At 68.5% G+C, this 7731-nt stretch carries 6 protein-coding genes; 5 read left to right on the top strand and 1 reads right to left on the bottom strand.

Annotated elements, in window-relative coordinates; genetic code table 11:
* Positions 1-49: 49 nt before the first annotated feature.
* On the bottom strand, positions 50-1108 hold the full coding sequence (trpD, locus tag G6024_RS16310) for an anthranilate phosphoribosyltransferase (protein WP_159149178.1): 1059 nt from the start codon (positions 1106-1108) through the stop codon (positions 50-52).
* Positions 1109-1399: 291 nt separating this feature from the next.
* Here trpD and ctaE point away from each other — a divergent pair, with 291 nt between their 5' ends.
* The 5 genes from ctaE to G6024_RS16285 all read left to right on the top strand — a co-directional run.
* Positions 1400-2011: an aa3-type cytochrome oxidase subunit III gene (gene ctaE / locus G6024_RS16305; RefSeq protein ID WP_159149177.1), complete on the top strand. Its 612-nt coding sequence runs from the start codon at positions 1400-1402 to the stop codon at positions 2009-2011.
* A 55-nt stretch (positions 2012-2066) separates the two neighbouring features.
* Entirely contained in the window at positions 2067-2951 is an 885-nt protein-coding gene (gene qcrC, locus G6024_RS16300) for a cytochrome bc1 complex diheme cytochrome c subunit (protein WP_159149176.1), read from the top strand.
* Entirely contained in the window at positions 2948-4138 is a 1191-nt protein-coding gene (gene qcrA / locus G6024_RS16295; protein ID WP_119192992.1) for a cytochrome bc1 complex Rieske iron-sulfur subunit, read from the top strand. The genes qcrC and qcrA overlap by 4 nt, the downstream gene beginning before the upstream one ends.
* Entirely contained in the window at positions 4135-5757 is a 1623-nt protein-coding gene (qcrB, locus tag G6024_RS16290) for a cytochrome bc1 complex cytochrome b subunit (protein WP_159149175.1), read from the top strand. Before qcrA ends, qcrB begins: the two co-directional genes overlap by 4 nt.
* Before the next feature lie 95 nt (positions 5758-5852).
* Positions 5853-7731, top strand: a 1879-nt coding sequence (locus tag G6024_RS16285; protein WP_235027953.1) for an AAA family ATPase, incomplete at its 3' end; no start/stop codon positions are given.

Raw genomic sequence — 7731 nt, 5'->3', positions numbered from 1 at the left:
GCGACCCTGGCCGAGAGCGCCGCCGCCGAGCACCGCGGGACCGGACTCGTCAGCGCACGCTGAACCCGGCCCACTTCTCGAGCAGCCGCGCCGCCTCGCCGTCGTCGATCGCCGCGGCGGCCCGGTCCACCGCGGCCCGCATGGCAGATACCAGGTCGGAACCACGCTCGAGACCGTCGAAGGCCACCAGCGCGGCCGCGGAGTTGAGCAATACCGCATCGCGCGCCGGGCCCCGTGCTCCCGCGAGGAGATCGCGGGCGACCCCGGCGTTGTGGACGCCGTCCCCGCCCCGCAACTCCTCGATCGAGCAGGTGCTCATCCCGAAGTCGGCGGGCTCGACCTGATCCTCGTCCACATGACCGTCCGAGACCCGCAGCACCCGGGTGGGACCGGTCATGGTGATCTCGTCGAGGCCGTCCGACCCACGCACCACGAGCGCCGACCTGCCGCGCAGCGCGAACACCTCCGCCATCACCGTCATCAGCCCCTCGAAGGCGCAGCCGATGAGGTTCGCGGCGGGTGCCGCGGGATTCGTGAGAGGCCCGAGGATGTTGAAGACGGTCGGGATCCCGATCTCACGCCGGGGGGTCGCGGCGAAACGCAGCGCGGGATGGAACACGGGCGCGAAGCAGAAGGCCACGCCCACCTCGTCGAGGCACCGCCCGACGTCCTCCGGGCCGAGGTCGATCGCCACCCCGAGCGCCTCGAGCACATCGGCACCGCCGCTCTTGGACGATGCCGCCCGGTTGCCGTGCTTGACCACGGGCACTCCGCAGGCGCTCACCACGAGAGAGGACATCGTCGAGATGTTCACCGTGCCCTGGCGGTCACCACCGGTACCGACGATGTCCACGCAGGGACGATCAGTGGGCACCCGACGGGAGTAGTCGAGCATGGTCGAGGCCAGCGCATCGAGCTCCGGACCCGTGACGCCCTTCATCTTCAGGGCAACGCCGAAGGCTGCGATCTGAGCGTCGGTGGCGACACCCTCCATGATCCGGGACATCGCCCACCCGGCCTCCGCCGGATCGAGGTCCCCGCCCGCGGTGAGGGTGCCGAGAACCCCGGGCCACGACCGGCCCCCGTCGAACGCTGCCGAACTGCCCACGTGTCCCGACCTCCTCTGGTGTCATGGAAACGGACACGCCCCACAGGGCGCCGCCCGCACGTCGTCAATCGTGCCACTGTTCCGACCCGGCCCGTGCGCTGACACCCTGCACTCCGGCGGCGGCGAGCGGCCGGGGCTCTCCTGAGAGTGCCCTGATAGCCCCTGCAAGGGGGACCAATACCGACCCTTGCCCTGAGGGTTTCCGAAGCGACCTGCGGAAACGCTGGACAGACACGCCAATTTCGGGGGTCCGTGCAGACTCGTCCCTCCTCAGGGGTCATACTTGGCCACGTGACGAGCGCAGTAGATAACTCAGGATCGGCCATGGCCCAGCGTGTTCATTCGCTGAATCGGCCGAACATGGTCAGTGTGGGCACCATTGTCTGGCTGTCCCAGGAGCTGATGTTCTTCGCGGGTCTGTTCGCGATGTACTTCGTCTCCAAGGCGAACTCGGGAGGTGACTGGCCCTCCTACCCGGTGCACCTCAACGTGCCGTTCGCCCTGACGATCACCGTCATCCTCGTGGCGTCGTCGTTCACCTGCCAGATGGGCGTGTTCGCCGCCGAGCAGGGTGACGTCTTCGGCCTCCGCCGCTGGTACATCATCTCCGCGGTGATGGGCACGGTCTTCCTCATCGGCCAGACGTACGAGTACGTGATGCTGGTCCTCGAGGGCACCACCATCTCCTCCAGCGTCTACGGGTCCGTCTTCTTCATCACCACCGGCTTCCACGGTCTCCACGTCGCGGCGGGTGTCCTCGCCTTCGTCGTCCTCGTCATGAGGACCACGATGTCGCGGTTCACCCCGGCGCAGGCCACGGCCGCCATCGTGGTGTCGTACTACTGGCACTTCGTCGACGTGGTCTGGATCGGCCTCTTCGTCACCATCTACTTCATCCAGTAGCAGCTGGCCGCAGGACGCTGTGTCCAGCAGGTCCCAACACCAAAGGGAACTCACAATGAACTCACCTCACCCACCCGCTGCGGACACGCCGTCGCCGGACCCGGCGACGACCCCGACGCGTCCGGCGTCCACCAAGCGGCGCCGCAAGGCGACCGGCGCGCTCGTCATCGCCGCCGGCCTCCTCGGCGCGGGAGCCATCGCCACGGCAGTCGTGCCCGAGCCGCAGGTGGCGACGGCCCAGCAGGACCAGGCCGCGCTCATCGCCGAGGGCAAGTCGATCTACGACGTCGCCTGCATCACCTGCCACGGCCAGAACCTGCAGGGTGTCGAGGACCGCGGTCCCTCGCTCGTGGGCGTCGGTGCGGGATCGACCTACTTCCAGGTCCACTCCGGCCGCATGCCCGCGGCGGACAACGAGGCCCAGGCGGAGCGCAAGAAGCCCCGCTACAGCGAGCACCAGATCATCGCCCTGGCGGCGTATGTCGACGTCCACGGCGGTGGACCGGGCATCATCACCAACCCGGACGGCACCATCGCTCAGGAGTCGCTGCGCGGCGCCTCCGGCGAGAGTCGTTCGGAGGAGATCGCCCGCGGTTCCGAGCTGTTCCGGCTCAACTGCGCGTCCTGCCACAACTTCACCGGCCGCGGTGGCGCACTGTCGGCGGGTAAGTACGCCCCGACTCTCGACCCTGCCAACGAGCAGGAGATCTACCAGGCGATGCTGACCGGGCCGCAGAACATGCCCAAGTTCTCGGACCGCCAGCTCACGCCTGACGAGAAGAAGGACATCATCGCCTTCATCAAGGACGCGGACAGCAAGGTCTCGCCCGGAGGCTACGGCCTCGGCGGGCTCGGCCCCGTGACCGAAGGTGTGGCCATGTGGCTTGTCGGCATCGTCGCCCTCATCGGTGCGACCCTGTGGATCGGATCCCGTTCATGAGTGAGACCCCGAAGAACCCGTCCCCGGCGGACCTCGACCGGATGAGCGATGCCGAGCTCGTGCGATTGGGCACCGAACTCGACGAGGTCGACGTCCGGTTCCGCGAGGCCCGTTTCCCGGAGGGCACCACCACCCGCGCCGAGAAGCGCGCGGCGCTGACCGTCACCACCTGGTTCGCGCTGTCGGCACTGTTCGGCCTCGCCTTCGCCGTCGTCTACATCTTCTGGCCGTGGGAGTACCGCGGCGAGGGCGAGGACGGCTACTGGCTGTACATGACCTACACCCCGCTGCTCGGCCTCACGATCGGGCTGTCGATCCTGTTCCTGGGTTTCGGCGCGGTGCAGTTCACCAAGAAGTTCATCCCCGAGGAGATCTCGGTCCAGACCCGCCACGACGGCGCCTCGGACGATCTCGACCGGCGCACCTTCGTCGCCGAGCTCAACGACTCCTGGAAGACCTCCACCCTCGGTCGCCGCAAGGTCATGGGCGGTTTCCTCGGTGCGGGTGTGGGGCTCATCGGCCTCTCCGCGATCCTGCCGCTCGGCGGCATGATCAAGAACCCGTGGAAGCGCGGGGAGATGACGCTCGCCGGAGACGGCACCCTGCACACCACCGGCTGGACCCTGGCGTCCGACACCCGTCCCGACGGCCTCCCGCCGGAGAAGGTCTACCTCGGCCGCGACACCGGCAAGGTGTACCCCGACGGGCACCCGCCGGCCGGCGAGGGTCGCCTCGAGCGCATCCATGTGGAGGATCTCTCCGCCGGTGGCCTCGAGTCCGTCTTCCCCCTCCCCGCAAGCGCCCTGGGCAACTTCGAAGAGCACATGCACTCGATCCACGGCTCACGCAACGCGGTCATGCTGATCCGTTTCCGTCCCGAGGACGCGGCCCGCGTGACCAAGCGCAAGGGCCAGGAGAACTTCAACTACGGCGACCTGTACGCCTACTCGAAGATCTGCACCCACCTCGGCTGCCCCACGTCGCTGTACGAGCAGCAGACCCATCGATTCCTCTGCCCGTGCCACCAGTCGCAGTTCGACGCGCTCGAGTACGCGAAGCCGATCTTCGGCCCCGCCGCCCGTGCACTGCCGCAGCTGCCCATCGCCGCCGACAGCGAGGGTTACCTCGTTGCCAACGGTGACTTCATCGAGCCGGTCGGACCTGCCTTCTGGGAGCGTCGTTCATGAGCAACAACACGAGACTCGCGGCACTGGGCGATGGCCTGGACTCGCGGTACACCATGTCCAAGGGCCTGCGCCGGCAGATCAACAAGGTCTTCCCGACGCACTGGTCCTTCCTGCTGGGCGAGATCGCCCTGTACAGCTTCATCATCCTGTTGATCTCGGGTGTCTACCTCACCCTGTTCTTCGACCCGTCCCTGTCGAAGGTGATCTACCAGGGTGCCTACGCACCGCTCAACGGCATCGAGATCTCCCGTGCCTACGAGACGGCGTTGAACATCTCGTTCGAGGTCCGTGGCGGACTCTTCGTGCGCCAGATCCACCACTGGGCGGCCCTGCTGTTCGTCGCCTCGATGGTCGTCCACATGATCCGCATCTTCTTCACCGGCGCGTTCCGTCGCCCGCGTGAGGCCAACTGGGTCATCGGTTGTGTGCTGCTGCTCCTGGGCATCGTCGAGGGCTTCCTCGGCTACGGCCTGCCGGACGACGTCCTCTCGGGCACCGGCCTCCGGATCACCTCGAGCATCATCGTCGGCCTGCCGGTCATCGGCACCTGGATGCACTGGCTGATCTTCGGCGGGGACTTCCCCGGCGAGCTGATGATCCCGCGCTTCTACGTCCTGCACGTGCTGATCATCCCCGCGATCATCCTCGCGCTGATCGCCGCCCACCTGGCGCTGGTCTGGTACCAGAAGCACACGCAGTTCCCCGGGCCCGGCCGCACGGAGAACAACGTCGTCGGCGTCCGGATCCTCCCGGTCTTCGCCGTCAAGTCGATCGCTTTCGGTGCCATCACGGTCGGCATGCTCATGCTCTTCTCGGGCCTGTTCACGATCAACGCGATATGGAACCTCGGGCCGTACAACCCCTCACACATCTCGGCGGGCTCGCAGCCCGACTGGTACATGCTGTGGACAGAGGGCGGCGCGCGAGTGATGCCGGCCTGGGAGCTCTACCTCGGCCCGTACACCGTGACCGCGACCACCTGGGTGGCCGTCATGCTGGGCGCCATGGTCGCGCTGATGTTCGCGTACCCGTGGATCGAGTCCAAGATCACGGGCGACAAGTCGCACCACAACCTGCTGCAGCGTCCGCGTGACGTGCCCGTCCGCACCGCTGCGGGCATGATGGCGATCACGTTCTACGTGATCCTGGTCCTGATGGGGTCCAACGACCTCATCTCGTACTTCTTCTCCATCTCGCTCAACGCGACGACGTGGGCGGGTCGAATCGGCCTGATCCTCCTGCCGCCGCTGGCGTACTTCGCCACCTACCGCCTGTGCCTGGGTCTCCAGCGCGCGGACCGCGAGGTTCTGGAGCACGGGATCGAGACCGGCATCATCATGCGGATGCCGCAGGGCGAGTTCATCGAGGTGCACCAGCCGCTCGGCGAGATGGACGAGCACGGTCACGCCGTTCCGCTCGCCTACGCCGGCGCGAAGGTGCCCACCAAGATGAACCAGCTCGGTGTGGCCGGCCGTCCCCCGCGGGGCGCCCTCAAGGCCGACCCGGTCGAGGAGGCCCGTCTGCTCGAGGACGCCGACCACGACAAGCACCACCGCGAGCACTCGATGCTCACCACGTTGCAGGAGGAGAACCGGTCTCGTCGCCACGACGGGCACTGATTCCCCGACAGCACCCGACCGCGGGCCGGATCTCCACCTGGAGGTCCGGCCCGCGGTCGTTGGACGCCGACGGCCGCGGCCGAGGGGAGACGCAGATGAGCGATGATCGGATGCCTGTGGACCCCGGACGCGGACTCGTGCTCACCGACGAGGTCGACCGCGCACTCGAGCTCCTACACTCGGGCCACGACCTCTTCCTCACCGGTAGGGCCGGAACCGGAAAGTCGACCCTGATCCGCCGGTTCCTCGCCGAGACCGACCACCCCACCCTCGTCGCCGCGCCCACCGGGATCGCAGCCCTCACCGTGGGCGGCTACACCATCCACCGGCTGTTCGGCTTCCACCCCGACCACACGGTCGACCACGTGCGCAGCAGCGCCTACCGTCCCGGGCGATTCACCCAGGCCCTCGCCGGCGCCCACACGCTCGTCATCGACGAGGTGTCGATGTTGCGGGCCGACGTCTTCGACATGGTCGCCATCGCGCTCGAGAGGTTCGGCCCGGACCCGACGATGCCGTTCGGGGGCGTCCGGCTCGTCCTCGTCGGCGACCTCTTCCAGCTACCGCCGGTGGTGACCGCGTCCGAGAGATCGCCCTTCGAGTCGACCTACCCGACGCCGTACTTCTTCTCCGCCGAGCGATACCACCCCGAGCACTTCCCCACCGTCGACCTCACCCATGTCTTCCGGCAGTCCGGTGATCCCGAGCTCACCGCGACCCTCAACTCGATCCGCGAGGGCGCTCTCGTCGGCCCGGCCCGCGAACGACTCAACTCCCGCACCGACCCGGACTTCGATCCGCCGGACGACGAGTTCTGGCTGACGCTCACCACCACCAACCGCAGGGCCGCGAGCCACAACCAACGCCGCCTCGATCGACTCTCCGGGTCGGAGCTGGCGATGGAGGCGACTCGCACCGGCGATCTCACCGGGTTCGAGCTCCCCACCCGGGAGGTGCTGGGGTTCAAGGTCGGCGCGCAGGTCATGATGCTCACCAACGACCCGGCGGACCGGTGGGTGAACGGATCCATCGGACGGGTGCTCGATGTGACCCTCGGGCGACGGGGCGACCGCGGAGAGCGAGGACCCGTCGTCGTCGTCGCATTCACCGGCGGTGAGGTCGCCGAGGTCGCGCTCCACACCTGGGACGTCACCCGACCGGTGACGGACGGCGGCGGTCTGCGACACGAGGTGGTCGGGTCCTTCACCCAGTTCCCGTTCACCCTCGCCTGGGCGGTGACCATCCACAAGAGCCAGGGACAGACCCTGGACAGGGTCGTCGTGGATCTCGGCGGCGGCACGTTCGTGGCGGGGCAGCTCTACGTGGCGTTGAGCCGCTGCCGGTCTCTGGAAGGCCTCGTCCTCACCCGGCCGGTGCTGCCAGGGGACCTCAAGACGGACCGGCGGATCATCCGGTTCCTGCGGGCGCCGGACGGTGGGCCCTCGGCCCGCCGCTACTGCGCTGTCGCGGTGGTGTCCGTCGGCGAGGACGGGCCCCGGTCCCGGCCCCGGCCGGTGGAGCTCGCCATCGCCTTCCCCGACGGCACCGCGGTGACGACGCTGGTCAATCCCCAGCGCGACCTGGCCCGGGCGCGGACGGACTACGGCATCACCGTCTCCGATGTCCTTCTCGCCCCCACGCTCCTCGAGGCGTGGTCGATGGTCGCCCCGCTGGTGGACGGGCACACCCCGGTCGGCGTGGACCTCGACGTCACTCTCGGTCGACTGGACGCCGAGTTCGCGCGCCTGGGAGGCACGGTGCCGTTGCCGGTCGGGGTCGACATCCCCACCGACGCCCTCACCCCGGGTGAGCGGGCCCGTGGCCGCTCCGGATCGGCCCTCGCCCGTGCGCGGGTGGCGCTCGAGGCCCACGGGCGGCTGCACCTCGATGACGCGGCGGCCGGCACGTTCGACGCCGACCTCGTCGACGAGGTCGCGGTCGGCTACCTGCTCAGCCGCGACGCCGACGTCCGCC

Origin of the sequence: Dietzia maris, assembly GCF_014144855.1 — a bacterium.
Taxonomy (GTDB): Bacteria; Actinomycetota; Actinomycetes; order Mycobacteriales; family Mycobacteriaceae; genus Dietzia; species Dietzia kunjamensis.
This window is presented reverse-complemented; position numbering and strand designations above follow the sequence as displayed.

Bases quoted from the DNA above. Each gene is read 5' to 3' on its own strand.
- qcrC (WP_159149176.1), top strand. From the start codon at position 2,067: ATGAACTCACCTCACCCACCCGCTGCGGACACGCCGTCGCCGGACCCG.
- qcrA (WP_119192992.1), top strand. From the start codon at position 2,948: ATGAGTGAGACCCCGAAGAACCCGTCCCCGGCGGACCTCGACCGGATG.
- qcrB (WP_159149175.1), top strand. From the start codon at position 4,135: ATGAGCAACAACACGAGACTCGCGGCACTGGGCGATGGCCTGGACTCG.